The organism is Acidiplasma sp. MBA-1 (assembly GCF_000949015.1).
Classification (GTDB): domain Archaea; phylum Thermoplasmatota; class Thermoplasmata; order Thermoplasmatales; family Thermoplasmataceae; genus Acidiplasma; species Acidiplasma aeolicum.
On sequence record NZ_JYHS01000005.1, the window covers coordinates 52598 to 78871 of the forward strand.

At 33.7% G+C, this 26274-nt stretch carries 27 protein-coding genes; 11 read left to right on the plus strand and 16 right to left on the minus strand.

Annotation, left to right across the window (positions count from 1 at the left end; translation table 11 throughout):
* Window positions 1-39: 39 nt before the first annotated feature.
* The 3 genes from TZ01_RS07985 to TZ01_RS07995 all read right to left on the minus strand — a co-directional run bounded on the left by TZ01_RS07985 (window position 40) and on the right by TZ01_RS07995 (window position 3417).
* Window positions 40-1095, minus strand: a complete 1056-nt coding sequence (locus tag TZ01_RS07985) for an isocitrate/isopropylmalate dehydrogenase family protein (protein WP_052656864.1) — start codon at window positions 1093-1095, stop codon at window positions 40-42.
* A 122-nt stretch (window positions 1096-1217) separates the two neighbouring features.
* The gene (locus TZ01_RS07990; RefSeq protein WP_162200882.1) at window positions 1218-2123 is read right to left on the minus strand and encodes a P1 family peptidase; all 906 of its coding nucleotides are present in this window, start codon (window positions 2121-2123) and stop codon (window positions 1218-1220) included.
* A complete protein-coding gene (locus TZ01_RS07995) occupies window positions 2113-3417 on the minus strand; it encodes an MFS transporter (RefSeq protein WP_048102321.1) in 1305 nt (434 codons plus the stop codon). The genes TZ01_RS07990 and TZ01_RS07995 overlap by 11 nt, the downstream gene beginning before the upstream one ends.
* A gap of 281 nt (window positions 3418-3698) precedes the next feature.
* Here TZ01_RS07995 and TZ01_RS08000 point away from each other — a divergent pair, with 281 nt between their 5' ends.
* On the plus strand, window positions 3699-4358 hold the full coding sequence (locus TZ01_RS08000; protein ID WP_048102322.1) for a metal-dependent hydrolase: 660 nt from the start codon (window positions 3699-3701) through the stop codon (window positions 4356-4358).
* 5 nt (window positions 4359-4363) lie between these two features.
* Here the strand turns inward: TZ01_RS08000 and TZ01_RS08005 are convergent, their stop codons facing one another.
* Entirely contained in the window at window positions 4364-6367 is a 2004-nt protein-coding gene (locus TZ01_RS08005) for a DUF2079 domain-containing protein (protein ID WP_048102323.1), read from the minus strand.
* 91 nt (window positions 6368-6458) lie between these two features.
* Between TZ01_RS08005 and TZ01_RS08010 the strand changes: the two genes are divergently transcribed.
* The 3 genes from TZ01_RS08010 to TZ01_RS08020 all read left to right on the plus strand — a co-directional run bounded on the left by TZ01_RS08010 (window position 6459) and on the right by TZ01_RS08020 (window position 10774).
* A complete protein-coding gene (locus TZ01_RS08010; protein ID WP_048102324.1) occupies window positions 6459-7802 on the plus strand; it encodes an MFS transporter in 1344 nt (447 codons plus the stop codon).
* 353 nt (window positions 7803-8155) lie between these two features.
* Window positions 8156-9919 (plus strand): 2-oxoacid:acceptor oxidoreductase subunit alpha, encoded by a 1764-nt coding sequence (locus TZ01_RS08015; protein WP_048102325.1) that lies wholly within the window; start codon window positions 8156-8158, stop codon window positions 9917-9919.
* On the plus strand, window positions 9920-10774 hold the full coding sequence (locus tag TZ01_RS08020) for a thiamine pyrophosphate-dependent enzyme (protein ID WP_048102326.1): 855 nt from the start codon (window positions 9920-9922) through the stop codon (window positions 10772-10774). It abuts the gene before it with no gap.
* A gap of 5 nt (window positions 10775-10779) precedes the next feature.
* On the opposite strand, the gene TZ01_RS08025 is transcribed toward TZ01_RS08020, so the two are convergent.
* Entirely contained in the window at window positions 10780-11076 is a 297-nt protein-coding gene (locus tag TZ01_RS08025; RefSeq protein WP_048102327.1) for a hypothetical protein, read from the minus strand.
* Window positions 11077-11685: 609 nt separating this feature from the next.
* Here TZ01_RS08025 and TZ01_RS08030 point away from each other — a divergent pair.
* Window positions 11686-13020 carry an APC family permease gene (locus tag TZ01_RS08030; RefSeq protein WP_231563450.1) on the plus strand — a complete coding sequence of 445 codons (1335 nt, stop codon included), beginning with the start codon at window positions 11686-11688 and terminating at the stop codon, window positions 13018-13020.
* A 328-nt stretch (window positions 13021-13348) separates the two neighbouring features.
* Here the strand turns inward: TZ01_RS08030 and TZ01_RS08035 are convergent, their stop codons facing one another.
* From TZ01_RS08035 to TZ01_RS08070, 8 genes are all read right to left on the minus strand, one after another.
* Window positions 13349-14113, minus strand: coding sequence for a sulfite exporter TauE/SafE family protein (locus tag TZ01_RS08035; RefSeq protein ID WP_048102328.1), 765 nt, complete (start codon window positions 14111-14113; stop codon window positions 13349-13351).
* 6 nt (window positions 14114-14119) lie between these two features.
* Window positions 14120-14725: an FmdE family protein gene (locus TZ01_RS08040; RefSeq protein WP_048102517.1), complete on the minus strand. Its 606-nt coding sequence runs from the start codon at window positions 14723-14725 to the stop codon at window positions 14120-14122.
* Window positions 14726-14894: 169 nt separating this feature from the next.
* The gene (locus tag TZ01_RS08045) at window positions 14895-15143 is read right to left on the minus strand and encodes a hypothetical protein (RefSeq protein ID WP_048102329.1); all 249 of its coding nucleotides are present in this window, start codon (window positions 15141-15143) and stop codon (window positions 14895-14897) included.
* Complete coding sequence (locus TZ01_RS08050; protein WP_048102330.1) at window positions 15143-15331, minus strand: hypothetical protein; 189 nt, start codon at window positions 15329-15331, stop codon at window positions 15143-15145. The genes TZ01_RS08045 and TZ01_RS08050 overlap by 1 nt, the downstream gene beginning before the upstream one ends.
* Before the next feature lie 286 nt (window positions 15332-15617).
* On the minus strand, window positions 15618-15803 hold the full coding sequence (locus TZ01_RS08055; RefSeq protein WP_048102331.1) for a hypothetical protein: 186 nt from the start codon (window positions 15801-15803) through the stop codon (window positions 15618-15620).
* 105 nt (window positions 15804-15908) lie between these two features.
* The gene (locus tag TZ01_RS08060) at window positions 15909-17273 is read right to left on the minus strand and encodes an ATP-binding protein (protein WP_231563451.1); all 1365 of its coding nucleotides are present in this window, start codon (window positions 17271-17273) and stop codon (window positions 15909-15911) included.
* Window positions 17274-17605: 332 nt separating this feature from the next.
* The gene (locus TZ01_RS08065) at window positions 17606-17962 is read right to left on the minus strand and encodes a MarR family winged helix-turn-helix transcriptional regulator (RefSeq protein ID WP_055040790.1); all 357 of its coding nucleotides are present in this window, start codon (window positions 17960-17962) and stop codon (window positions 17606-17608) included.
* Window positions 17952-18650, minus strand: a complete 699-nt coding sequence (locus tag TZ01_RS08070; protein ID WP_048102334.1) for a hypothetical protein — start codon at window positions 18648-18650, stop codon at window positions 17952-17954. Before TZ01_RS08070 ends, TZ01_RS08065 begins: the two co-directional genes overlap by 11 nt.
* 120 nt (window positions 18651-18770) lie before the next feature.
* On the opposite strand from TZ01_RS08070, the gene TZ01_RS08075 reads away from it, so the two are divergent.
* Entirely contained in the window at window positions 18771-19508 is a 738-nt protein-coding gene (locus TZ01_RS08075; RefSeq protein WP_052656866.1) for an ABC transporter ATP-binding protein, read from the plus strand.
* Entirely contained in the window at window positions 19505-20308 is an 804-nt protein-coding gene (locus TZ01_RS08080; protein ID WP_048102335.1) for an ABC transporter permease subunit, read from the plus strand. Before TZ01_RS08075 ends, TZ01_RS08080 begins: the two co-directional genes overlap by 4 nt.
* A gap of 144 nt (window positions 20309-20452) precedes the next feature.
* Here TZ01_RS08080 and TZ01_RS08085 read toward each other — a convergent pair whose 3' ends face one another.
* Complete coding sequence (locus TZ01_RS08085) at window positions 20453-20842, minus strand: heavy metal-binding domain-containing protein (protein ID WP_231563452.1); 390 nt, start codon at window positions 20840-20842, stop codon at window positions 20453-20455.
* 210 nt (window positions 20843-21052) lie between these two features.
* Complete coding sequence (locus TZ01_RS08090; protein ID WP_156150348.1) at window positions 21053-21787, minus strand: hypothetical protein; 735 nt, start codon at window positions 21785-21787, stop codon at window positions 21053-21055.
* 310 nt (window positions 21788-22097) lie between these two features.
* Between TZ01_RS08090 and TZ01_RS08095 the strand changes: the two genes are divergently transcribed.
* The 3 genes from TZ01_RS08095 to TZ01_RS08105 are packed head-to-tail and all read left to right on the plus strand — an operon-like array spanning window position 22098 to window position 25288.
* The gene (locus TZ01_RS08095; protein WP_048102337.1) at window positions 22098-23369 is read left to right on the plus strand and encodes an MFS transporter; all 1272 of its coding nucleotides are present in this window, start codon (window positions 22098-22100) and stop codon (window positions 23367-23369) included.
* Complete coding sequence (locus tag TZ01_RS08100) at window positions 23356-24384, plus strand: ADP-ribosylglycohydrolase family protein (RefSeq protein WP_048102338.1); 1029 nt, start codon at window positions 23356-23358, stop codon at window positions 24382-24384. The genes TZ01_RS08095 and TZ01_RS08100 overlap by 14 nt, the downstream gene beginning before the upstream one ends.
* The gene (locus tag TZ01_RS08105) at window positions 24368-25288 is read left to right on the plus strand and encodes a carbohydrate kinase family protein (RefSeq protein WP_048102339.1); all 921 of its coding nucleotides are present in this window, start codon (window positions 24368-24370) and stop codon (window positions 25286-25288) included. Before TZ01_RS08100 ends, TZ01_RS08105 begins: the two co-directional genes overlap by 17 nt.
* A gap of 14 nt (window positions 25289-25302) precedes the next feature.
* On the opposite strand, the gene TZ01_RS08110 is transcribed toward TZ01_RS08105, so the two are convergent.
* Window positions 25303-25539 (minus strand): hypothetical protein, encoded by a 237-nt coding sequence (locus tag TZ01_RS08110; protein WP_048102340.1) that lies wholly within the window; start codon window positions 25537-25539, stop codon window positions 25303-25305.
* A gap of 179 nt (window positions 25540-25718) precedes the next feature.
* On the opposite strand from TZ01_RS08110, the gene TZ01_RS08115 reads away from it, so the two are divergent.
* A complete protein-coding gene (locus TZ01_RS08115; protein ID WP_048102341.1) occupies window positions 25719-26228 on the plus strand; it encodes a class I SAM-dependent methyltransferase in 510 nt (169 codons plus the stop codon).
* Window positions 26229-26274: the final 46 nt, after the last annotated feature.

Here is a 26274-nt window from a genome sequence, read left to right on the forward strand (position 1 = left end):
TTATATATATTGTTTTTTATTTAAACCAAATAAATAATTTTACATATTTTTTAATATTGATTCAGTAAAATAGGATGTCGTTGCATTGCCGCCCATATCCGGTGTCCTTACACCTGACCTTATTGCATTGAATAGTGAATCCTCAATAATCTTACTAAATTTACCAAATCCAAGCCAGTCCAGCATCATGGAGGTGGACATAATCATGGCCGTGGGATTTGCAATATTCCTTCCTGCTATATCCGGAGCACTTCCATGGACAGGTTCGAACATCCCCATATTATCAGATATATTACCGCTGTATGCAAATCCAAGCCCCCCAACTGTGGCCGCACCAAGATCTGAAAGCACATCACCAAACATATTCTCTGTAACAATGACATTTAGTTCATCAGGCCTTATTATCATGTGCTGGGCCATGGCATCTGCATACATATATTTCGCAACGATTTCATCATATCTGGATGAAACCTCAGAAAAAATCTTTCTGAAGAACGCAAAGGATCTTAGCACGTTGCTTTTATCAACACAAACAACTGATTTTTTCCCATCTTTTGGGGAACCCTTTGTTTTTTTGGCAAGCTCAAATGCAAATCTTGATATCCTTTCAGTGCCCTTTCTGGTTATTGTTTGGTTATCTATGGCCAGTTCATCCCTGAGCACAAGGCCGCCAAAATGGCTTGAGTAAAGGCCCTCGCTGTTTTCCCTTATAATCGTATAATTTATTGAATCCGGATTATTATAAGACTTTAATGGTGATTCAACACCTGGTAAAAGCCTGACCGGCCTGACATTTGCATACAGGTCCAAGTTAAATCTAAGTGATAAAATAACGTCAAGTGCCTTCTCTGTTCCACCAGTATTCCTCAGCTTTGGATCTCCCATTGGCGCCTTTAATATTGCCTTATACTTACGTGCCTCATCCAGTATATGATCAAGGTCCCATTTACCATTATCAAGTGTTACTGCACCAATGTCATATTCAACAGGATTTATATTTAATCCAAAATTCTCATGCAGTTTATTTATTATTTTAATTGCCGCGTTCATAATCTCAGGTCCAATGCCATCCCCATTCAAAACCATTACATCCATGATGATAATAAACCAATAATGTATTAATTATTTTTTATTTAAACACAAAATATAATCATTGCAGAATATCATTAAAAAAGTTCTGATGCAATGATATCTTATTAATAATCTACAATTAGGCCCTAAAAAAATATTGAAAGAACAGCCAATTCTGCGGCCATTCTGGCCATTTCTGCAATTTTGTCAACTGGTTCAGTATATTTGCATGATGATACACAAAACACGGTATCGCCATCTAGTGAGGTACTGTATGGCCATATTCTTGAGGCAAGACCAAAATTTGCAGCCTCTGCTATATAATTTGCCTCACTGTGAGATATTATTGCATTTGTTATAACAGCCGAAATGGTTGTATTAAATTTAAAATCTCTTGTAAATTCATTCCATATTGTTCCTTCAATAATTTTCTCTTTTAATTTATTAAGAGACCCAATACTTTTATTTGTTAGATTCCGGCCATTTAGGTCATAAATGTCGCCAAGGCTATTTAATATAACATAGACGCCGACCCTGACATTATTTAGTGAAATTTCATAATAACCCTGCCCAGACCTAATCCGCCTTCCATTGCTGTACTTGCTCACTGTTGCACCTGTGCCTCCCCAAAATGGGCCAACTGGTATATTTTTTCCAATGGTTTTAAATGCCCTTTCAATCCATTCACGGTCAGGAATTTCTCCATTGACATCAAGGTCGTATATGGCTGCAGCGGGAACAATTGGAATGTAATTATCATCAAGCCTGGAACCAGCATTAATGTTCCTTAAATAACGGTATACCTCAGATATAAGTGCAAGGCCAAATACGCTTCTGCCTGTCATTAATATCCCATCAATGGAGTAGTCCGGCCTGTGGTTTGAGTTAAGCAGCGAGATTTCATGGCTTGCCGGGGAACCACCTGATTGAAAAATTCCTGATGTGTTTGGCCTGTCGCACAGAAGCATTGTCATTCCGGAATTCCTGTTAATGTCAGTGTAACCGCATATGCTAAATCCATCTATGCCCATTTCCATAATTTTAGTCTGCAATTCTATCAGGTGCCCCATGCCTAAATGTTTCTGCGGAGAGCAGCATGCCTGAAACCATGATTAATTCAGCAAGGAATAGCCAGAGTGTCCATGCAGCAAATAAACTGTGCATAAAGGTTGAAAAGAAGAGTACTATGCTTATTGCAAATCCACCAAAGACGGCACCACCATTGTAGGCAAATCCCACCCCTGTGGTCCTGAACTGCTTGCCAAAGGACTCTGCCAGAAATGCGGGAAGCGTTGAGAATATCATTGCCTCAAAGAAGGCCTGTACACTGAATGCTATTAAATCATTTATTGCACCGCCCCTAAACGCAAGGAATGCAATTGGGTATGTTAAAATGATGAAAATTAATGAATATACAAGTATGCTTTTTTTCCTTCCAACTATTAAGAGCGCTGTAATCCCGCCAATCCAAACACCAAATAATGATACAAGATTAATCAGTGCATTATATGTTCCAACCTTTGTATTGCTCATTGCAGGATTAAGTATTGATAAAAGGGCCGGATAAAATGAAAATGTAACGGTATTTATGAATAATAGACCGGAGGTAAAAATTAGTGCGAATATTAGTGGTTTACCACCCTTTTTGAAAAGTCCAACAACCGGCTCCCTTAAAACCTCCTTATTTTTTTTCATATCATCAAAAACAGTTGTTTCAGATGTTATATACCTTATTATTAGGGTTAGCATCCCAGGGATAATTGTTGTATAAAATAAAACCCTCCAGCCTATTATTGCAAATTCTGTTTTGCCATAATATGATGAAAGCGCTGCAAAAACAAAGGAAACTATAAAAAATCCAGTTCCATAACCACTCTGAACAAAAGCTCCTATTGGTGCCCTTTTTGCTGCAGGTATGTCCTCCATTGAAAGCGTGGTGCCACCACCGTATTCCGCCCCTGCAAATGTCCCCTCTATAAACAGAATAATATAAAGCAAAACGGGTGCAAGTATGCCTATTGATTTATAAGATGGCAGGAGTCCCTTTGATGCAGCAAAAACTGAAAAACCGACTATTGTTATTGTTAACATGTTTTTTCTTCCTATTCTATCCCCCAAAAAATTTCCAAGTGCCACAGAACCCACAGGCCTTGCTATTTCCTCAACGGCAAGCCCGCCAAATGTGGCAATAAGCCCGTATATGCCAATGGTGCTTGGGAAAAACACAGTTGAAACTGTAACCGCAACAAGTGCATATGCAATTGTTGTATAGCCATCCATTAACCATCCTGAATATGCCGAAATTACCTGAAACCATCTCTGTTTATTTAAACCATAAACTGCCATGTTAATCATACACACGATGTGTATATAAATTTATTTTTTGCAACGAAATATAACATCATATTAAAAATTTATGCATTTTAATTTTATTTTTTTATGTAATTTCAAATCATATGAAGTGATTATTTTAAATAATAGAAAAATTCAGCTATTTTTAACACTTATTTATAGCATAAATTTAGATTAAACCAAAAATAATGGGCTGGCGACCTAATTGTAAATCATAATTAAAACTTGTAAAATTACATAAATAATTTTTTGTATTAATTTGAATTATTGTTTTTATGATAAAAATAAAATGGTTAAGTCATGCATGCTGGCTTATAGATTTTGGAGATCTTAGAATAATAATAGACCCGTTTTTAACAGGGAATCCAAAGGCACCTGTGCGCGCTGATGAAATTAAGGACGTAAAATATGTGCTTGTTACGCATAATCATTTCGACCATATAAATGATGCCTTCAAAATTGCAAGGAACAACAATGCAAAGGTTATAGGAATATACGAACTAACAATGTATCCCGATAGGGATGGATTCCCTGATGAAAATATTATTGGAATGAATAAGGGATCCTTAAGTGATCTTGGGGACATATCCATTGGCATGGTAAATGCCGTGCACAGTGGAAATGAATCCGGATTTATAATTAGAAAGAATGGTGTAACAATATATCATGCAGGGGATACTGCCTTTTTTGGTGATATGAGGTACATAAGGGAATTTTACCATCCTGATATTGCAATGCTTCCAATAGGTGGATTCTACACCATGGGACCGATGGAGGCGGCAAGGGCTGCAGAACTCATTGGTGCAAAAATTACATTCCCAATGCATTACGGTACATTTCCTGCAATAGATGCTGACCCAAAAAAATTCAAGGAACTTTCTGATAAATACACAAAGGTTGTTATACTTAACCCCGGTGATGAATATACATTATAATAATTTTAGGCGTTTAGCTGTGTTATTTTTATATTTTTAATATTTACATCCTGATTTTTAAGGTATGCAATATAAATAACATTGCTGTAAAAATTTTTAACATTTATTGAAAATGTTATATAATCCCGGTTTAAATCATTATTTACTGTTTTGTTTAAAACAACGCATTTCCCGGAGTTAAATTTTATTATAAATGTCGTGTTTTTCTCCACTGTGCTGTTTAATATAAATGTAATGCTATAATTTCCCGGAAGAAGATATGTTTTATTTGAATCATAGATGTTTAATGCATTCTCATCAAGCTTACCAAAATATGATGTATTTTTATTTATAAAAGGCCCCTCCGAGATGCCATTAACTGTCTGAAAATAATTATAACTGTAATTATTGTTTGATGGAACATATAATTCCGGACTTCCAGTATAATTTAATTTCAAAACCATAATGCCGTAACCCTCTGCCAGTATCCCATATAAGCCACTTGATATGTATTCCTGTGCCAGTTCAGCAAGGCTTATATTCTGTGAATTTTTTACATATGTCTGGGAATCCGAGAAATCTGCTATAAGGTATTTATAGTATGGAACCTTTTCGGAAATTGTTGCATCAGGGAATGCGGTTGCATTGTAATTTTTGTAAAATTCAGGGAAGATATTATTTCCTGTTATTAATGATGAATTATTATTAATTATGCCCTTTATTTCATGCATAAAATTTATTTTGGCCACATTGATGTTTTTATTATTTCCACTGAAATAACCAATGTTTGCGGGCTCCATGGATGCTGGTGACAGCGGGCTCAGTATGGCAAATCCAATTATGCTAAATAATACTATTACCAGCATTGAATTCTTAAAATATTTTTTAATTTTTTTAAAGTTTGGGGAAATATCAATTTTTTCTAATATTACATATATTCCAAAAATACCGGCAATAAAAACAAATGGTATAAACATCATTGAATACTGAAAGCCTATGAAATAATATGGTATATATGTTGAAAGCATTGCATATGCAAAATATGGAAGTGCGGGTAGCAGCCCTGCTGGATATTCTATAAAAAGAAAATCAACTGCCACGAATCCCAGTATAAGAAACAGTATTTTTATATCATAATTCGCAACAAGAACTGATATTATTTTTTCTGGATTATAAAACAGCACTGTTAAAAATCCGGTTAGGCTCCTTGAAACGCTGCCTGAACCGCCTATAATAAGGTATGTTGCCTCAGGTATATGCCCAATATAGGATTTCAGGAATCCGGCTAGTATATAATAGGAAAATAGTACTGCAAATGATATGCCAAAATACATGCCATTGCTAAGTTTCCTGGGCCTGGTAACTATTCCCCTTTTATTTAAAATAATTTCCATAAGTATAATCATCATTGCTATGAAAATAAAATTTGAATGCAGGGATATTATCAGGGCGAGAAATATGTAATATAGTATTCTTTTGGCCTTTAAAAGGTAATAAAGTGCCATAAAATAGAAGAATGGAATAAATACCATAAGATGAAAATCAAAGTATACAGGGCTCTCTGTAAGCGGAGACAATATAAATGCAACGGGCATTATAAATGAAATAAATTTAAGTGTGCTGCACTTTATTCTTTTATTCTTTGAACCATTCTCAAGCCGGGTTAAAATTTCATCTGTTATATAATAAAGGGGAATAATTGAAAAGCTAAGAAATATTGATTGAATTATTAAAAGTGTGTATTCTGATGGAAAAAAATAAAATGGTATTTCTATTAGGAATATAAATGGTGAAAAATGCTCCGCAAGGTAACTTGAGCCCAGAAGTGATGTATAAAAGAATTTACCCTTAAGAACAGAATAAAATACCTGTGAGTAAAGACCAAGGTCCCATGCATAGGCCTGAAAATTATAGGCTTTTAAAATTGAATAATATGAAAATAATATTGTAAATATTGATGCGACAGCGTATAAAATTATTACCGGTTTCCTTAATATGAAGTTTATACCGCCGCCAATTTTATTATTCATTGAATCATATAATTAAACTACTTATAATTATTTTGTCATTATTTTAATTTCTTAATAACAATATTTTTATTCACATGGTTTATATGCTTAAATGAAAGGCCAGAGATGGATAATTGATATACTGACATTTTTGCTTTTTGGTTTTCTGCTTTTTGAGCTGATTAAAACTGCAGTTTTAATGCCGACAATAAGAAAGGAATTAAATTTAAGCCTTGAACAGGAGGCACTCCTGCTCGGTATATTCTCAGGCGGGCCTGGGATAATCATGGGATTATTTGGTGGGATCATAGTTGATAAGATCGGTGCCAGATACGGCGGATTATTTCCATTGATTGCATTCACTGTTGTAACCATTGGTGTTGGTCTTTCCAGGAATTTTTCCCAGCTTGCAGCTGCAATTATAATATTCGGAATCTTTGAATCATTCACCAACACTGTTGTTTATAAATTAACAGGAAACTGGTTTGGAAAACACGAGAGGGGGCTTGGGGCTGGAATCACAAATTCAGCATCACCATTTTTCACATTTTTAGCCCCTGCAGTGGCCATACCACTCCTTTTATTTTTCCACGGAAATTTCCATGAGGTTTTTCTGCTTTTTGCGGTATTTTCAATTCCCCTTTTAATAGTATGGGTCTTATTTGTTTATGACAGGCCAGAGGAATCAAGATTTATAACAATGGATGAATTAAAAATAATATATTCTGATGAATTATCATCAGGAATTATAAAGGAAGGGGAACTTGAGGAAGCGTATAAATCCCATAAATCATTGGATAAAATAAACAAAAATATTAAAAGTTCAAATTCAGTTAAAATATCAGATGCATTTAAATATATATTTAGCAGCAGGGACAGTCTTGGATTAATAATAGGAATAGGCATAATGAATCTTGTCTGGGCAAGTTATTCCGAGGTGCTTCCTACATACTTTTCAGATTATCTATTATACTCAAACAGCATTCTTGGGCTTTACACAACAATTACCTATTTTGCCGGCTTTCTTGGTGCCATAGTTTCCGGACTTTTAACACTAAAGTATCCAAAATTGCTAATTATGAAAATCGGTGTGGTTGTAAGCACCATTGCCACAGTTCCATTAATATTTGTTAATCCCGGTATATCACCGTATATATTACTGCCGGTAACTGCAATAGGATTTTTTTCAATACTGCTATATTTCCCGCCATTTTTCTCATACACAGCAGATTACTTTGGAAAGGCTGTTCTTGGTAGGGTTCTAGGGATTCAGTTCAGTTTCATAGCACTTGCACTGGCCTTTGGTCCCACAATTATGCTTGATATTGCTGCGGCCATAAACTGGAAAATTTCCTATTTATTTGATACCTTTATGGTCATAATCGCAATAGCCCTTACGTTCATGATAAGAAAAAACAAAAAACTTGAAAAGCTGGCAACAGAGATGGAAGCTTAAAATAAATTAATAGAACTATATTAATATTTTTATCTGGAAGCAAAGTTTTTGATATTTTTTTGTATTTTATTTTTTTAAAAAAATAGGTTTATTAAAAATTTTTTTATTTTTATTCACAGACTTTCTGGAAGTTAGTTAAAAAAATAAATTTGAAATTTCATAAAATACCATCTTATTTTATAGTATGATATTAAAGTTTTCTTTAAAAAATATATATGATAATCATATATATCCCCAATTATTATAATATATTAAGTAAGAATTTTATTATATATTCCAAAAAATGATGCAATTATTTATAAATATTTACAGTATAATCACAAAGTTTAAATAAACAATGAAGGTATATAATTATGGAAAGTACTGTAATTAGAATAGGAGGTGCTGCAGGTGACGGTGTTCAGTCTGCAGGTTTGATACTGGCAAAATCTTTATCCAGAAACGGTCTATATATTTCAACATATAACTATTATCAGAGTTTAATCAGGGGTGGAGAAAGCTGGTACCAGGTAAGGGCATCAGAGAATGTTGTTAAAAATCAGGGTTCCGGCCTAGATATTTTAATAGCCCTAAATGAGGATGCACTTAACAGGCATACAAATCCGGGCATAAATGAGGGTGGCGCATCACCCCTTTCAGGAATAGCAATTTTTGATGACGAAATGATAACAAATTATAAAAAATATCAAAACATTAAATACTGCCCCATACCTTTAAGGGATATAGCATTAAAATATGATAAAAACTCACTGCTAAAAAATACCGTGGCACTCGGAGCCACAATGGCTGCCCTTGGCCTGGGCTTTGATACATTTTCCGGCGTGATTCAGGAAGTTTTTGGTAAGAAGGGAAAAGTCGCAGAATTAAATGTTTCCGCCGCGAAGGATGGCTATGATTATTATCTAAAAACATATGGAATTTTTAAAAAACTGCATCCAGTCAACCGGAAGCTTTACATCGCATCCGGTGGTGAGGCAGTGGGTCTTGGAGCAGTTAATGCCGGAATGCAAATGTATTTTGCATATCCAATGACACCCGCATCATCCGCACTGCATTTCTTTGCAAACCATGCAAAAAAATATAATCTGTTTGTAAAGGTAACAGAGGATGAAATATCGGCCATAAACGCAGCCATAGGTGCCAACTATGCAGGTGTCAGGGCCATGACAGGTACATCAGGCGGTGGCTTTGCACTTATGTCTGAGGCAGTTGGTTTGGCAGGAATGACAGAGGTGCCTCTTGTAATTTATGAGGCACAGAGGCCGGGGCCATCAACAGGACTTCCAACAAAAACCGAGCAGGGGGATTTAAACCAGATTCTTGGTGCAGGCCAGGGGGATTTTCCAAGAATTGTGCTTGCACCTGGAAATGTTACAGAGGCATTTGACCTTGCAAAGGAGGCATTTAATCTTGCAGCAGAATACCAGCTCCCTGTTTTTATCATGTCAGATCTTTACCTTGCAGAGCATGTTGAAACATTAAATAACATAGATTTAACATATAAAATGGAACACGGATTAATAGCGCAGGATAATGACCCTAATTTTAAGAGATATGAATTTACAGAATCTGGAATTTCAAAAAGGGCAATACCAGGTCAGAAGGGATTAATGCACAATGAGGATTCAGATGAACATGATGAATACGGCAATGTTGTAAGTGATGAGATCACTGACCCAAAAATAAGGTCATTAAGCATGGAGAAGAGAATGAGAAAGCTTGAAACATATAAAAAGAATATGCCACCAACAAATGCATATAGGGCGGATGGCGCAGAAAACCTAATTATCCAGTGGGGATCAACAAAGGGTGTTGTTGAGGAAATAGTTGATGATTTAATTGATGAGGGATTTAGCATTGGAGCCCTTGAAATAAATCATGTATACCCACTTAATCCAGATATAGCAGGGCACCTTAAAAACAGAAATAGGATAATTGTTGTGGAAAATAACTTCTCCGGCCAGCTAAACAGGTTAATAAAATCAGAATTTTTGGTAAAAACTGAGTTCATAGGAAAATATGACGGTGAGGCATTTTACCCGGATGAATTAAAGGCAAGGGTAAGGCAGATGCTAAACATTCAGTATGAAAATGTAAAAATAGGGGGTGATAAATAAATGATAACAATGGATAATTACAAGGGCAAGGTAAGGCCGGACTGGTGCCCAGGGTGTGGTAATTTCTCACAATTAAGGGCAATAACAGAGGCGCTTGTGCAGCTAAATATAAGCCCTGAAAATGTGGTGATTACCTCAGGAATTGGATGTTCAAGCAACATGCCTGAATTTATAAACACATATGGATATCATGGGCTTCATGGCAGGCTTGTGCCTGTTGCCGCAGGCATTAAATGGGCAAACCCGGATTTAAAGGTAATAGCCTATGGCGGCGATGGGGATGGATTTTTTGAGGGTACCCAGCATTTCTACCATTTTGCCAAAAGAAATGTTGATATAACATACATGGTCTCAGATAACCAGGTCTTTGGGCTTACCACAGGTCAGGCATCACCAACGACACCCATTGGCATAGTAACAAAGGATACACCTGATGGAAATATAGAACCACCATTTAATCCGCTCCATTATGCACTAACCGCAGGTGCATCATTCGTTGCCCGTGGTTTTTCTGGGGATATAAAGGGGCTTACAGAAATAACAAGGGAGGCAATTAAGCACAGGGGATTTTCCTTTATAGATGTGCTGAGCCCATGCACCACATATAATAAATTTAATGGGTATGAATTCTATAGAAAGGCTGTTTATAAACTTGAAAACAATGATAAAACTGATTTCTATCAGGCCTATAAGCTTGCCTCTGAGTGGGGAGATAATCATGCAATACCCACTGGCATATTCTATGAGGTTGATAAACCAACATATGAGGATGCAGATGAGGTTATATCAAAAATCTCACTGAAAAATACAGACCCATATAAATTAAGCGAGGAGGATCTTCAGGAATTTTATTAATTTTTTTATATATAATTTAACCATTCCATAACAGGATCATACCTGCCATCTATGGATATTTCAGTTTTATCATCTTCACTGACAATTACAAATTTATAAAAATAAACATAGCCTTCTATTTCCTCCCCATACATTATGTGCTCAACCTGTTTTCCATCCGGAAAATGTTCAACAGCCTCAGGCATGAATGGAATAAAATGCAGTTCTAGAATATTGCCTTTTTCAATAATGTCAAATCCGGAATTTTCAGATACGTATTTTTTAAGCTTTTCAATCTCTATGGAGGGTTTATCAATATCCATAATTAAAAAAAGCCCATATTATATATAAACTTAATTAATTATCTCTTAATATATAGGTATATGTAAATATTTTTATATATTAGGGATTAAAATATATCCATAAATTCATGCATCTTTCCTCCATATTCAGATTATGATTTCTGTTAACCATGTTAACATATACCTTTGAAAGTTATCATACCAATGAATTAGGTATGCTTAGTATATTTAAATTTAATTCTTATGTGGTTCATTTTATAAGGAATTTGAATCACACATAGTCCATATTTAACTTAAATGATCCATAAGCATATGCAAGAAATATTATTATATCAATTTCAAACATATATCTATATGAGGCAACCCGATAAAAGAATAAAGGTAATAAAAAGGCTTTCACCTCTGTTATGTGATTATAATATTGATACAATAAATGCATAATTTAGTATTCCCGTGCAATACGTATAATGCCACAAAATAATACCATATGGATTATGATTTTCTGGAAAACCCTGAAATCATTGTAAAATCATATCCTGGAAAGTTATATGGTGATTATATTGAAGTTAATATTAATATATATAAAAAATAATTTTAATAGTATTAATTAAATATACAGTAAATATTTGATTGGGTGATAATATAAAGGATCAAAAATTAATAAGTGTACCTGTTGCAACTGCAGTTGGCCTCGGTGCAATTATAGGCGCAGGCATATTTGTCTTAAGTGGAACAACAATAGCCTTGGCAGGTGCCAATGCATTAATTGCTTTTGCCCTTGTTGGTGTTCTTGCAATAATAATAGCCATGGAATTCGGTGAGCTCGGATCCATAATGCCGCATGCAAAGGGGGCCTCATTTTCATTTATTTTTGAGGCATTCGGCAGCGAGATGGGTTTTATAACCGGAATTCTCTTATATTTTAGTTTCTCCACAGCAATTGCGGCAATAGCCCTGGGCTTTGGTTCATATCTTGGAAGCCTAACAGGCCTTCATTCTGGTTATTACTCCATTATTTTTGCAATTATTTTAATATTTGTATTATCAATTTTAAATATTATTGGAATTAAAAAGGCTGCAAGTGCAGATTTTTATCTTGTAATGATAAAGCTCGGAATACTGACAATTTTTGTTATTTCCGCAGTTGTGCTTGCATATTCAACAAAAACATTAAATGTATCAAATTTTACAGTTCCACCCTCCAAGGATAATGTTTATGCGATATTCTCTGCAAGCATAGCTGTATTTTTTGCATATTCTGGATTTCAGTCAATATCTACATTAACATCAGATGTTAACGGCGGTGCAAACAAGGCAGCAAAGGCAATAGTATTCTCAGTTGTAATAAGCATGATATTCTATATATTAGTCGTTGTTGCATTAATATTAATGGTTCCGGCCTCAAAGTATACTGTATCTGCGGATCCATTAGCATTTGCATTAAGTTATGTACATGCACCGTATTATCTTTACTTTATTGTAACAATAGGTGCCTTAATAGCAACAACTTCGGCAACGCTTGCAATGATAATGACATCATCCAGAGTGCTTTACCAGATTGGTGAAAATAAGCTCCTTCCAAAATTCTTCAGAAAATTTAATTCAAAAAAAGATGTGTCTGTCAATGGTGTTATAATTTCCTCAGTAATAGGAATTGTAATGCTTTTCTCCGGCAATGTGTATATAATAGCAGCAATAAGCAATTTTGGGCTTTTACTATCATATCTTGTATCAAGCTTTGCAGTAATACATTTTAGAAGAATAAAAAAATCTGGAACGTTTAAAACACCTTTATACCCATATACAGTTATAGTTGCCATAATATTATTAGTTCTTTTCATATACGGAATGCCAAAGGAAGCCCTTGATATAGGTGTGATTATAATCCTAATATTATTTATGCTATATTATTTCTTTATAGAATTTAAACGTGATAGGGTAATAAGGGAGGAATTATTCAAATAATAATTAATTCATATTAAATTCTAAACTTTCAGGGTCAGGATTTCTGCCAAATATGTTAAAGCATCCTTAGAATTTATCACTTCCTGGATGCTTAAACTTTCTGGATATAACCCACTGGTTTTTATTTGCTAGATACTTGAACATTTAAATATTTTCCTGTTTATTCTTTTAACGAGCACTTTTTCATTTGGGAGTTTATGATCCTCATAAATAATTACATTTATATTACTTCATTTCCATTTATGTTATATATGCTTTATGGGCATGTTAAATGGACTTCCTGTTTTAGATTGCCATGCGGGAAAAATTAAAAGGAATTGATATGAAATTAAAATTTTAATCCAATAAGGGTCAAAACGACCTTTATCATAACAAATGTGATTATCACTATTATTATGCCCTTTACTGTACTGCTTTTAAATTTATTCATCAGGAAAGATCCGGTAAAGCCACCCAATATGCCCCCAACAAGGACGATTATCCATAGCAAGTAGTTAACGCCATGAAGCAACGATAAATATGATAAGAATCCGCTGGCAGAACTAAAAAGTGCTATATATCCTGCAGTTCCAGATATTTTCTTGAAATCAGTTTCTATAAATGTTAACACAGGAAGTATAATCATGCCACCGCCTACACCAAGAAGACCTCCAAGGAATCCTGCAAGTGCACCAACAGATATTCCAAGGTAAAGCCCTTTCACGCCCTTAAATTTTGATTCCTCATTAACTGCTTTTTTCATTTTTATAAGATTATAAAGTGTGTATGCAAGAAATGCAACAAATATCCATAATAATATATGCTTTGGTGTATGTATTCCTATGTATGCTCCTACAGGCGCCATTATAACCGCAGGTATTAAAAACATTGTCCCAAGCTTCCAGTTTATCCTTTTTTTTCTGCCGTTATTTGCAGTTGATGAGGATAATGAAAAAACATTAAGAAGTAAGCCGGCAGCGGCCGCTATTGAAAATGGTATCCCCAGCGAATAATATACTGGTATAAGCGTATTTGCAGCACCAACACCTGCAATTGCAAATAATGCAGATAAAAGCCATGTAATAAAAAGAATAAAAATATATAAAATCGTCATAAATTATCATCTTCTTTCTTTTTCATAGCATGTTGTGCAAAGCTTTTTATTCTTCCAGATTTTTATATAATTCTCAAATACAAGCTCGTGGCAGTCATCGCATTCCATTTTCTTTGATGTTTTCTTCAATGGAGTGTATGTAAAATCTTTTAAAAACTCATATCTAAACAGTCTCTCATCAGGTATTGATGTTAAATAACCTATAACCTCATTAGATACATCCAGAGGTATTTCAGAGGGTTCATAGCCCTTATAACGGTACTCAAAAAATTTGAATTTTTCAAGATCCTTAAGTATATCATCGTTTACTATTACACGTACAGCCCCCTTTTCAGGTTTGTATAATATTGCTGCGGCCTTGCCGTAATTCATCAGCTTAAATATCTGTTTTCCGTATGTGCATCCCGTTGCAGCCTGCAATCCGTCGTTAAAGCAGCCCTGCAAGTGGTCATCACCCATTTCTGAAAATAGGAAGGTTTTGTGATCCCTTTCCCTTTCTATTCCAAGAAGCCTCATTGCATACTCTCCAGCCATAAAACCCAGTGGCATATACGGACATCTGTGCCCATGAAAATCATAGGCAAATTCAGGTATTATGTGTATTTGTTCCATATTTTTCACAGCACAATATTATATTGAAATATTTAAAGTTAATTGACCGGTCAATTAATAATTAAAATAATAGGTTGTATCAAATTTATTTTCACATATAAAAACCGATTAGATTTGTTTCTTATAAATAATGTCAGTAAATTCCAGGTGATATTTTCTCATAAAGGAACTATTTATATGGCAATGTCTCAAGATAGTCCAGTAAGGCATCCGTTCTGACCTTTATAGCAGGCCTGCATTCTGTTGTTTCTGTGCCTGCAAAGGTATTATTCTCACATAATTTCATTGCAGGGTCTCCTCGACATACACTTAAATCATCGCACGTATTTTTGCACACGGTTTTTCCCAAATCAATTTCATTTTTTATTTTTATTAATTTTTGATTTGTTATAACATCATTTAGTGATTTAATATTCATTATATTTGCAAATATAAACTCCCATAATTTGCATGGGTTACGGTTGCCAGAACCGATGTAAATGCGGATAAATTACCTGCAGCATCTATTGTAATTATCTCAAATGGTTTGCCTGCATCACGTTCTGTTTCAATTCCATTTTCAATAACTGCTCTTTCTGTGTCCTCCCATCTTAGAAAGATGTCCACCCCCGAATTTTCCCTTAATGTTAGAATTTTATAAATAAAATTTTTGAATTTCTCATATGATATTCCTGAGTTAAGATTAATTACACGATTTGGCCTATCTATGCTTACAGGATTAAGGGATACATTTTTTATTCCATTTAATACATAAAACTTCCAGATAGTATCAGGATAATTAAGGGCTTCTGGAGTTAATACTGTTATGACATGAAATGGATAATTTTCGCTATTTAGCAGATTAATTCCCCCTTAAAACAAGATTAAATGTACCATTACCAGAGCGATCCATTCAGTATTTATCATGGATGAATCCCGGTGGGTCCACACTAATGCCAATGTTTACACTCCATTTTTTGAAAAATGATATCCATTTTTTGCTTATCAATGTTCCATTTGCCTGTATTCTATGATAAATTTTAATATTAAATTTATTGTGTGATTCTATAATTTGAAAGGCCTCATCATAAAAACTCACAGGAATACTGAGTGGTTCACCGGCGTGCCATACAAATGAGATGCGGTTCTACGAATTTTCGGATTACAAAATTAATTTAGCTGAAACTTTATAATATGATAATAATTATAAATATGTATTTAAAATATTGAAATCAATATTAATCGCATACTCGCTCTTTGTTTTAAATGATTTCGCTATAATAATAAAATATTCCCTATTCCTTTTATAATCAACCTTTAATGATTTGTATTTTAAATCATTGAAAACTTTAATTCCGTCAACATTATCACTAAATTTGCACTCAATAAAGGCCATTTCATCTGTTTCGTCATTTCCTGCTATGGCATCTATTTCTATATCCTTATACCAGAATCTTTTTACATACATAATTTTAAACGGCAATTTTATTATATTATTTCTTATCATGTCAATAATTATTCTTTCAAATGCATGGCCATAATATGTATTAATATTTTTTTTAATTATTTCCATGACCTCATCAACCTTATTTATTTCCAGATCAGATAAATTAGGATAAACAAATTTATAATAAAAATTTAGAAAATAATCATTTATTTCATAAATACCCCGACGTTTCTGATTTAATGGCAATGTATAATTGACAAGCCTAACAGAGATCAATGTTTCCAAATATTTTGATATATTTCCCTTATCAAGATGCGTTGCATTAACGATTTCACCATATGTATTATGTCCCATGGAAATATACCTTAAAATTAATTCATATATTCTTGGCTCTCTAAATTCCTCCTTTAATAATATTTTCGGCTCCTCGTATAATATCTCACCCTTTTTTAATATCTTATTTTTTATATTTTCCTCAACGCTTTTGTCCCTATCTATTAAGGAAAGATAAAATGGTATACTTCCAAATACAGCATTTATTTTTATTAAATCCTCCATATTGGAATTATAAAAGTATTTTATATTTCTTATATTAAAACCTGTAAGTTCTATGCTGCCTGTTCTCCTTCCATATAATGGCGATTTATAGCTTAATAATTCATCCTCCATCATGCCTATGCTTGAACCTGATAATATAATATACAGCATTGTGTTGTCCATTAATTCATCAAATATTTTCTGCATTATTGACACAATACCATGATTTAACTCTATTAAATTTGGAAATTCATCGAGAACAATTATTACCTTATCTGATTTTATTTCATTTATAAAATACTTAAACAGTTCATAAAAATTTGATTTTAAATCATTAAAATAATCCTTTCCTGTAATTTCTGCAAACTTATTTTTTAATGAGTTTAAATTTTCATCCATACTATCCAGGGTGCATAAATGATATATGTATTTTTTATTCTCAACAAATTTTTTGATCAGCATTGTTTTACCTATTCTTCTCCTGCCGTAAATAATTATGAGCTCTTTTTTATTTTCATTATATTTATCATTGAGAAATTTTAACTCATATTTTCTATTAATAAAATGTTGTAACATAATTATCATAATTTGATTACAACTAAATATATAAAACATTTTATGGTAGGATATGTTATTATTTTTTTCCATTTTTCATAAAGTTACTCCTTCGTCTTTATGGTTTCCTTAATGATAATTTTTTATTTTGCATGGATTCTAAATTATTTTTCCTATATTCCATTTGGCTAATGTTAACTTAAATAGAATGATGCATAAGTAAAATATTATGCATTGAACACTATTTTTATCATTTTCAATTTAATTGTATAATTCCAGAAAAATAACCGTAATAAAGCCTTTCAGGGAATGCTTAAATGTATGGATTATTATTAACTGCACCCAACTATGGGAGAATGAAATTAAGTATGGTCTTCCTTACTTTCAGAGTCTTTTAGGAATTTTCCAACTAACTGCAAATAATTTTCATAAAATTTTTTACCGCTGTCTGTCAGTTCTGCATATACCCTTGGAGATTTAAAAAAAGATATCTTTTCAGTTTTAATGAAGCCATAAGACTCCAGCTTTGAAATATGATTTTCAATGCTTCCCTTTCCACAGCCGGTGACCTTCATTAGGTCAGAAAGCTTCATTCTCTTGCTTACAGCCAGTGCCATTATAATTATTAACCTTGATGATGAATCCATTGGTGTATTGCTGATTTCAACAGATATCTGCCTTAATAGGTCTGTTAACTCCTTCTGAATATTATTGTCCATTGCCATCCCCCAGATAATCGGGTGCGCTGTATAGCATGCCTATACCTGCAGACAGCCAGATTAATACAATGATGGCATAGGAGGTGTAATAAAATAAATAGACATTAAATACCATTGAAATTCCGGTAAAATTAATAATTAATGGTATTACTGCAATAAGGATGAATGAAATAAAAACCGCATATACCATGGCCGGAATTTCTGATAATGTGTATTTAATGGACCTTATCATAATAAAATCTATTATAACAAATATAATACATTGAATAATAAGTTCAATAATATTACCATATTTTACCGGAATATATGAGAATAAAACGTTTGAGAAAATGTAAATAAATATGAAAATTACTGTCATATTTTTCCAGAAGCTTTTTTTAATTCCATCATTTCTATTATATTTTAAGTCCAGCAGCCTTTGTGTTTCCCCAAAAATGTGAAACCAGTACAGCAATGCCATTATAAGAGATGCAGTGTCCACAAGAAAATTTATTGGGCCTGCATATGCAGGCATTATAATATAGGAAATCAGTGATTCAAAAAAGGCATAGAGGAATATAACGGCTGAAAAATATACAAAAAAGAGTCCCCACGATCTCCCAATCATATATTTCTCAAAGCTCACTATTCTGGTCTTCGCTGAATTGATATTTTGTGTAATTATATCATTAATTTTTTCATTGGGCAATATCTCACCTGATTACATGGAGTTTTTAAAACATTATACCTTATGTGTGTATAAATATTAACATGGGTTCAAAGTTTGAACCCAGCAATAGTTTCATAGGCTCAGAAAATATATATGTTTATGGAAATAAAAACTATCAACCTAACAAAGGTTATGAGTAAAGGGTTTACCCTGCAATTGCATGATATGGAAATCAGGGGCCCTGGTATGGTTGGATATCTTGGTACAAATGGTGCTGGCAAAACCACTACAATGAAATTATTTGTAAATTTAATCCACCCAACATCAGGATCTGTTTTTATTAATGGCATAAATGTGCATGAAAACCCGGTAAGGGCCCTAAAAAATATTTCAGCACTCATATCTGATCCTGAGCCATATAAATATTACAGTATTAACGAATTTTTATACATTGTAGGTTCTATTAAGGAATTAGATAAATCAGATATCAGAGAATATATGGATGTATTTTCTAAAAGATTTCATTTAGACAATATGGACATTAGAATTGGAAAACTCTCAAAGGGGAATAAAAGAAAGGTAATGATACTTGCTGCATTAATGGGAAACCCAGAGATAATACTTCTGGATGAACCGTCTGATGGACTTGACCCCATTGAATCCAGGGAGTTAAGGAATATTCTAAATGAGATTAAAAAAACAAGCCTCATATTTATGAGTTCACATCTCATGTATGAGGTAAGTGAAACGTGCGATAGAATTATTATAATTAATAATGGCAGGGTAATTGCAAATAATGAAACAGCCAAGATTATAAATATGATGGGTGGGAACAGAATTGGGCCTGAGGAGCTTGAAAATGCATTTTTTAAATATGCTGGTGGTGGTTTAAAATGAAATCTGAATTTTCTCACATGAAAATTTTCTATAAGGATTACATGCATTTTGCCTCAAGATCAAGAATTATGCTTGAGATGGTTATTGTTGATGCGGCAATTCTGGCCTTTATAGCATATAGAATATCTCAAATTAGTAATTTAAAGGCACTATGGCCAAATGGCACAGCATTCTCTGCAACGTTTGCAGGTTTTGCATATTTCTTTGTTTGCTGGACAGCCACATTCATGGGCAGTTTTGCCATTTCCAATGATTTTACAACAAATTCCGGGCAGTATATACTTTCATTGCCTGTAAAAAGAAGCAGCATCTTTATTGGAAGGTATCTAGCCGCAACAACCCTGGCAGCCATGGCTGTATTATCATTCTTTTTATTTTTGGCTGCAGAATCCTATTTTAACTTTAAAACTGTACCCGTCACACTTATTAAAGGCTATTTTGTATCCATGCTTATAATTTTAAGTGCAATGTCAATTATATTTCTACTCAGCAGCCTTATAAGGATGGATCGTTTTGTTCTTGTTGGCTCATTTTTCCTGTTTTTTATTGCCATGCCTGTCATTGACGGAATTTTACAGATCAATTCCATGAATGTCAATGCACTATTATATGTGGATGCCAATGCAGTAACAAAAGCCATTGGATCTACAAAATATTTTACATATGCAACCTTTATTCAAATAGTCCAGGAGAATTATAACCTTTTAAATTTTGATCAGGCAATAATCTCAATGGTAATTTACGCCATTTCAATGTTTATAATTGGACTTTATGTTTATAAACACATGGAGGTTAAATGAATATTTTTTTTCTGGTTTATGTTTTACCGCAAGTCAATAACGGTGAAAAATACCCTCCTGACATTAAATAAAATGACATTTATTATAAAACAGGATTTAATAAATAAAAAATTAGGATGCCCAAATTAAGCTCAAAAAATAGCACTATGATAAACTCACATTTTCTGATGATGAAACTTTTTCAACAATGACTGCTGTGCCATATGCAACTATTTCAGTCATCATTTGTGCCATATCTGATGTGTCAAATCTCATGTTTATTACGGCATTCGCGCCAAGGTTTTTGGCGGATTCCTTTAATCTGTTAAATGCCGTTTCCCTTGCATCGTTAAGCAATTTTACATACTCCTTTATTTCACCACCACCAAGTGACCTGAGGCTTGCCATTATGTTACCGCCAAGTCCCCTGCTTCTGACCGTTAACCCCCATGTTGTTTCGAGAACCTTTGTAATCTTATATCCGGGAACATAATCAGATGTAACTATAATAACATCATTTGCATCATTCATATTACCAGTTTCTATGTCATCCATGAATTATTATGGCATTGAATTATATAAATATTCTTATTAAATTAATGTTAAAATAATAACCAGTAAACATTAAAATTTGTTGGAACTAACATGGATTCGAAGGTTCTTCCATCATAAATGTGAACAAATAAAATATCATAAAAGCTCTGAATTCCAGTGAAGCTGAAAATAACCATGCATTATGGAATAATTTAATAATGCTGCATGGCCTTAAAGTCCGGTGACGGATATTGCTATGAGCAGCCCAAACAGTAAAGAAAAAATAACAACAGATTTCAATATATTTTCATAATATTTGGCAAGCATTACAGGATCAATAAATTCTCCCCTGATTAATGATCTATAGGGTCTGGAGGCCTGTATCTGTACCTGAAGTAGAGAGTAACCAAGTGCAAGCATTAAAATTATCATTATAATATTGGTCCCACCCTGAATTAGGTATCCTGATACAATGGGCATGGAACCTGTTGAAAATGCAAGAAATATATTATTATGAAAAAACCCATTAAAAAGTTCAAGGTTATATGAAAATAGAAAGAATATTTCAATGGCCCCAGCCACTATTAATGTGTGAACAATAAATAAGGCGAAATAAAAGGAAAATGAAAGACCTGCAACCAGTGATGTAAACCCCATAATTATCATAAATTTTCTTGAAAAATAATCTGACCATGGACCTGGTGAGTGTTTAGCGGAGGAGTCAAAGCAGTGTGCAGAAACACCGAGACAGATTAAAAATGTTATAAAAAGATAAAAGGACCTCATTATGTGAATATTTTTGGAAAATAGACTGCCAAGGAATACAAGGGACCCAACCATTAATGTATATGGGTAAAATGTTAATCCTATTAAGGCCCTTATACGAATGGGGCCAAATTTTGGCACATACCACTCTCCTAATCTGTCCGACATCGATATTATCACATAATTAATTGATACCTGCACAATAATTTTTTGTAAATCCATTATATAATTATTAATATAAATAAGATATAATATTTATTAATAATTCATTAAATTATATTATCAAAATAATATCTTCTATATACCTGATAAAAATATAATAAGAGCATACAAATCATAATGAAATTAAATAATAAAATGAAATACATAACAATGTATAGGAATAGAAAAGTGTCATTAATATAAAGGCCTAAAAAGATGAAAAATATTTCACAAATTTTTAAAAAGATGAAACATTTTGGTTCTATTTCATTGTATAAATTTTAAATATTTATTATTGATAAGAAGTTAAATGGACCCATCAGTTCAGGTTGAGGATTTGAAATGGACACCGGTCCACACTCTTTTATTTATTGCATTTTCAATAGGCACAACTGTTGAGGCTTATATATATTCATTATCATATATTGCAACATCATGGGTGGCAATGCCCAGAACCCTTCTTGGCCTTCTTGCAGTATGGCCACCGCTATGGCTACTTCTTGGTGGTGCAGTATCAGGACCTCTTGCTGATTGGATAGGAAGGAAAAAAACACTTTTTATCACCCTTGGCATATATGTTATTGGTGCCATTGGACTTATTTTCAGCTTTACATACATAACAATATTAATTTTTGTGGGTCTGCTATTATTTGCAGCTGGAGGAGAATATAACACAATTCTTACCGCAACACATGAATTATTCCCCAGAAGGCATAGAAGCAGGGCACTGTTTCTGGAATTAAATTTTACAAACATTGGTGGATCAATAGCAGCCATACTGGCACTTCTGGCAATATCATCAATATTTGACCAGAGGGTGCTGCTTGGGGTAACGTTATTAATATCCATTTTAATTATGTACATTATCAGGTTAAGGCTTCCAGAATCCGTCATGTGGCTTGAGGCAAGGGGCCATATCAACCAGGCAGGTGATGAATTAAAAAAATACTCTGGGGTTTACACGGAAGGTGTGGATAATATTAAACCACAGAAGTTACCATCAATTTATTTTAGAATATTTATAGGTGGTGTAATAGGCTGGGCTTACACAGCAGGATTCAGCCTGATTGTGTTAACACTTGGTCCATACTTTTTCCCCTCGCTTACCGACTGGTTAATTTTTGTATTTGGTTTGGTGGCATTTTTTGCAGGCTTTCTGGGACTTGCCGCAGACAGGTTCAGCAGAAAGCGCTTTCTTTTGATTTCCTCGGTGCTGGTTGTTATATTTGCATACCTGTTTATACCAACCCTGAAGTTATGGTTAACAAACATTGTTTTATTCTGGTTTTTATTCATAGGTGTTTCAGTATTCATAAATATATATTTTCTGGCAGAGGATACATTAAAGTCAGAGATATGGGCAACCAGGAGGAGAGGGCTTTATTCAGCAATTGTTAGGGTTATTTCCCTTGGTGGGTCAATACCTGTTATATTTCTTGCAGTTAATCTGCCCATAATTTCCTATATGTGGCTTGGAATTGGAATTTTTAGCACTGGCATGGCTGCATCAGTTGCCTGGTATGTCTTTGGAATAGAGACAAGCAAGGGTAAAAGTGTGAGGATATGGGATGAGGCTAAATAAAAATAATATGGATATATCTAATTTAAGGGACAAAATTTTAGGGGTCTTCTACGGTGTTGCTATAGGGGATGCAATGGGAATGCCGACAACGTTTTTAAGCAGGTCAGAAATAAAAAATAAATTTGGCTTTGTAAACGATTTTCTAACAGCACCCATGGAGGGGTCTGTACACTCAAGGCTCGTTAGGGGAGAATATACTGATGATACGGAACTTACATACATGATTGCTGATTCCATTATATCAAAAGGTTTTGTTGACCCTGAGGATGTGGCTAAAAATCTTGTTAAATGGGCTGATGACAATGATATATTAAACACAACACTAATTGGACCAAGCACAAGGATGGCAATTAAAAACTTAAAATCCGGTGTATCATATAAAATAACAGGAAAAAATGGGACAACAAATGGGTGTGCCATGAAAATCAGTTCTATTGGGATTTTTGATCTTTTTTCAGATAATGAAAAAACAGTAAATGATGTTATAAATGCATGTTTATGCACCCATAATACCGCAGTGGCAATATCAGGAGGTGCTGCAATAGCATTTGCGGTAAAAAGTGCGGCATCTGGAAATAAAAGTTTATCCGAAATTTATGATGCATCATTGCTTGGATCAGACCTCGGTGCAAAATTTATGGGAGAACCAGAAAAATCAATTTCATCAAGAATTGCTGGTGCATATAATATTGCAAAAAGTACCAGCAGCATTGATTCATTTCTTGATTCGCTATATGATTTCTTATTAAAACCCGATGGGGCACTTACCGAGGATGCTGTGCCTGCTGCAATATCTATATTCTTAAAGTCCGGAGGTAACTTTGAAAATGCAATATTGATGGCATGCAATCTTGGTGGTGATTCGGATACAATAGGTGGCATGGTGGGGGCCATTTCAGGTGCGTATAATGGCCTTGCCAGAATACCAGAAAAATGGGTAAAAACCATAGATGAATCAGCCAGACGTGACATAAGAGAACTGGGAGGGAAATTCCTGAATGCCATGCAAATATGACCTTTTGATAATTGGAGACGGTGTTTTAGATATATATCTTAACATAAAGAATTTCCCTATTAAGGAATACACAACAACAATTTCCAGCACCATGGAAGTATGGCCGGGTGGTACAGCAGCCATGGCAGTTATGGCTTCAAGACTGGGACTTAAGGTTTCATTCGTGGATAATATCGGAAATGACCTATTTGGTGATTACCTGATAAAGGAATTAAAAAATAATGGTGTAAATACGGATTATATAATCAGATCTAATAAAAAAATGACTGCCACATCGGTTAATATTATTGATGATATGAAAAGGCATTCATTCCTTGGTTATCTTGGATCGGGGGATTCCATGGATTATGTGGATGCGAATTTAATAAATGATTCTAAATCAATATTTTTTGAGGGTTACAACCTTATAAAAAAGGGAAAAACATACAGGGCAGTAATGAAAGCGGTGTTGGACGCTGGAACAGCTAAAAAATACATATTTTTTGATCCGGGCCCGCTTATATCCCAAATTATCGGCATTGAGAAATTCATGAATTTATCCACAAAGGTTTTTTTAAATAGGGATGAGGCTGTGGCATATTTTAGTGATGATATTAATAATATACTGAAAAGAATTAAAAATGATATCCATGGAGACAGATATGTATTGAAACTTGACCATGATGGTTCTGTAACAGTAAAAAACACGGAAATAATAAAATGCCCACCAGTAAAGGATATTAAAATAGCAAATACGATAGGTGCCGGCGATGCCTTTGACATTGGCTATATTTCAGCATTAATTTCAGGGTATAATGAAAAAAATGCATGTATTCTTGGAAACATAGTTGCAGCCATGAGAATATCTAAAGGCATCGGATCAATACCATCAATAAAGGATATAACCATGGACCTTGATATTTAAGGAATAAATATGCTTTAATTTGACTTAGAAATTGTCAAAATATTATTAAAAAAAGTCTGATTATCCGGTATCCTTTTTTCAAGCATTTTCTGGGCTATTGAAGATTCAGAATTTTCAGGTGCATTCGATGTTGTTGAATAACTAATAAAATGTGAATATCCTGTAAATGCCGGGAAAAGGGCAATTAGCACTATAACCCAGATTGCGATTATAAGCATCCTGTGTTTTGTTATTTTACTGGATATTTTCATGAAAAAATAATTTTGAAAATGATATTAAAAATATATAAAAATTATTTTTATATGCCCTGAATACGTTATTGATTTTTAGGTTCAATCCAAAATTTAATGACCAGTGCATATTATTTTTCTTATAGTAATATTTAAAAACAGTTTATACCTTTTAATCTAAACGTTTTCAGGGGGTAACCATGAATGAGCCGGCGATGGGGAAAATAATGGATAAAATCAAGCCTTTAATAATAGGAAACAATATTCTTGATATCGGAACGGGCTTTGGCACGGTAATAAAAGCGCTTATAAAAAATGAGGATATGAGCATCACCAGCATTGACCCTGAGATGTGGAGATTTGAACAGCTAAAAAACACCTTTTTGGATGAAATTTATAAAAACAGGTTAAAATTATTGAAATTATCAATAGAGGAAACCGGATTTAGGGATAAACAATTTACAACATCAATATCTCTATTTTCAGCCCATCACTTTACTGATCCAATAAGGGCAATGAATGAGATTGATAGAATTACAAGTAATGCCATTATTATTGCTGACTGGAGCCCTGGATCATCAGGGATTTCCAATCCACATACTCCTGAGGAATTACAGTTATCAATGGATATAATAATAAATTATGCAATGGGTCACGGTTACAGAATAAATAATTATAAGATGTGGTATTTTGTTTACAGAAAAAAATGATTTAAAAATAATTTTATGTAGATGTGTTAGACATTTTTATATATTT

What these genes read in the sequence shown, in the direction of transcription:
- TZ01_RS07985 (WP_052656864.1), bottom strand. Translation starts at nt 1,095, where the DNA reads ATGGATGTAATGGTTTTGAATGGGGATGGCATTGGACCTGAGATTATG.
- TZ01_RS07995 (WP_048102321.1), bottom strand. Translation starts at nt 3,417, where the DNA reads ATGGCAGTTTATGGTTTAAATAAACAGAGATGGTTTCAGGTAATTTCG.
- TZ01_RS08000 (WP_048102322.1), top strand. Translation starts at nt 3,699, where the DNA reads ATGATAAAAATAAAATGGTTAAGTCATGCATGCTGGCTTATAGATTTT.
- TZ01_RS08005 (WP_048102323.1), bottom strand. Translation starts at nt 6,367, where the DNA reads ATGAATAATAAAATTGGCGGCGGTATAAACTTCATATTAAGGAAACCG.
- TZ01_RS08010 (WP_048102324.1), top strand. Translation starts at nt 6,459, where the DNA reads ATGAAAGGCCAGAGATGGATAATTGATATACTGACATTTTTGCTTTTT.
- TZ01_RS08015 (WP_048102325.1), top strand. Translation starts at nt 8,156, where the DNA reads ATGGAAAGTACTGTAATTAGAATAGGAGGTGCTGCAGGTGACGGTGTT.
- TZ01_RS08020 (WP_048102326.1), top strand. Translation starts at nt 9,920, where the DNA reads ATGATAACAATGGATAATTACAAGGGCAAGGTAAGGCCGGACTGGTGC.
- TZ01_RS08025 (WP_048102327.1), bottom strand. Translation starts at nt 11,076, where the DNA reads ATGGATATTGATAAACCCTCCATAGAGATTGAAAAGCTTAAAAAATAC.
- TZ01_RS08035 (WP_048102328.1), bottom strand. Translation starts at nt 14,113, where the DNA reads ATGACGATTTTATATATTTTTATTCTTTTTATTACATGGCTTTTATCT.
- TZ01_RS08040 (WP_048102517.1), bottom strand. Translation starts at nt 14,725, where the DNA reads ATGGAACAAATACACATAATACCTGAATTTGCCTATGATTTTCATGGG.
- TZ01_RS08045 (WP_048102329.1), bottom strand. Translation starts at nt 15,143, where the DNA reads ATGAATATTAAATCACTAAATGATGTTATAACAAATCAAAAATTAATA.
- TZ01_RS08060 (WP_231563451.1), bottom strand. Translation starts at nt 17,273, where the DNA reads ATGATAATTATGTTACAACATTTTATTAATAGAAAATATGAGTTAAAA.
- TZ01_RS08065 (WP_055040790.1), bottom strand. Translation starts at nt 17,962, where the DNA reads ATGGACAATAATATTCAGAAGGAGTTAACAGACCTATTAAGGCAGATA.
- TZ01_RS08075 (WP_052656866.1), top strand. Translation starts at nt 18,771, where the DNA reads ATGGAAATAAAAACTATCAACCTAACAAAGGTTATGAGTAAAGGGTTT.
- TZ01_RS08080 (WP_048102335.1), top strand. Translation starts at nt 19,505, where the DNA reads ATGAAATCTGAATTTTCTCACATGAAAATTTTCTATAAGGATTACATG.
- TZ01_RS08085 (WP_231563452.1), bottom strand. Translation starts at nt 20,842, where the DNA reads ATGGATGACATAGAAACTGGTAATATGAATGATGCAAATGATGTTATT.
- TZ01_RS08095 (WP_048102337.1), top strand. Translation starts at nt 22,098, where the DNA reads ATGGACCCATCAGTTCAGGTTGAGGATTTGAAATGGACACCGGTCCAC.
- TZ01_RS08100 (WP_048102338.1), top strand. Translation starts at nt 23,356, where the DNA reads ATGAGGCTAAATAAAAATAATATGGATATATCTAATTTAAGGGACAAA.
- TZ01_RS08105 (WP_048102339.1), top strand. Translation starts at nt 24,368, where the DNA reads ATGCCATGCAAATATGACCTTTTGATAATTGGAGACGGTGTTTTAGAT.
- TZ01_RS08110 (WP_048102340.1), bottom strand. Translation starts at nt 25,539, where the DNA reads ATGAAAATATCCAGTAAAATAACAAAACACAGGATGCTTATAATCGCA.
- TZ01_RS08115 (WP_048102341.1), top strand. Translation starts at nt 25,719, where the DNA reads ATGAATGAGCCGGCGATGGGGAAAATAATGGATAAAATCAAGCCTTTA.